1 protein-coding gene and 1 pseudogene are annotated in these 1,016 nt (G+C 67.7%); both read left to right on the top strand.

The window, feature by feature from the left end; all coding sequences use genetic code 11:
* The coding region (locus ACGF5C_RS35360; RefSeq protein ID WP_393308851.1) for a hypothetical protein at window positions 1-537 on the top strand (537 nt) is incomplete at its 5' end.
* 99 nt (window positions 538-636) lie between these two features.
* Window positions 637-1,016 (top strand): annotated as a pseudogene (locus ACGF5C_RS35355) (hypothetical protein); the annotation flags it as partial.

Genomic DNA, 1,016 nt, shown 5'->3' with positions numbered 1-1,016 from the left:
GTACTGGCGGGCGGTGCGGTGGCGGCTGCGGCCCTGATCGGCATGTTCTGCGGCTGGGTGAGCAGCGACGACGGTCCGCTCGCCGACCACACGCCGCCGGATATGACGACCGCCGCCGGAATCGAGGCGTTTCTGTCCGATTACCGTCAGCACTACGGCGATCTGCTCGCCGACGACGTGACGCTGATGCCGGAGAACGCCTCGATCGAGCGGCCCCGCACGGGGGACCGGTCGATTTCCGAAAGAGCTTCCTACAAGGGCGAATTCGATACCTGGACGACCAGCAGCCGGGATCCGAAACTCGAGCCGATCGACCTCGCCACGATCGATGTGCCGAAATTGGCGGGCCTGCTGGCCGGAGCTCCGCGAACCGTCGGGTCGCCGCAGACGAAGGTCAGCCATCTGATCATCGGTCGCGACAGCTCCGCGCCGGATCACCCGCCGACGATCGCGATCTTCACCGAAGGCGCCCGCAGCGGGCATCTGGTGGTCGCGCCGTCCGGTGAACCGCTGGTGATCTACAAATCCCAGCCGTGAGGCAGGAGACATCGGCCGTCCTCGCCGGCGGGTTTGACCTGCGCGTCTCGGGTTAGCCGGGTAGTGAATCGCCGGGTCGACGAAAGTGGGGTGTCGCAGATGAGCGCGAACGAGGATCGGATCGCCCGGGAACTGCTCGACCGAGCGGGGACCACCTATGCGGCCGAGGCGGGAATCACTCTCGCCGACAAACCCGCTCCGCTGTTCCAGCTCCTGGTGCTGGCCCAGCTCATGAGCGCCCGGATCACCGCCGATATCGCGGTCGCCGCCGCGCGTGAACTGAGATCGAGCGGCTACCGCACCCCGCAGCGCGTCGCCGAGGCCGACTGGCAGGACCTCGTCGATGCGCTGGGGCGCGGCCACTACCGCCGCTACGACGAATCCACCGCCACCCGGCTCGGTGAGAACGCCACCATCCTGCTCGACCGCTACCAGGGTGATCTGCGGAAACTGGCCGCCGAAGCGGATCGGGATCCGGA

Origin of the sequence: Micromonospora sp. NPDC047620, assembly GCF_043205005.1 — a bacterium.
Taxonomy (GTDB): Bacteria; Actinomycetota; Actinomycetes; order Mycobacteriales; family Micromonosporaceae; genus Micromonospora.
This window is presented reverse-complemented; position numbering and strand designations above follow the sequence as displayed.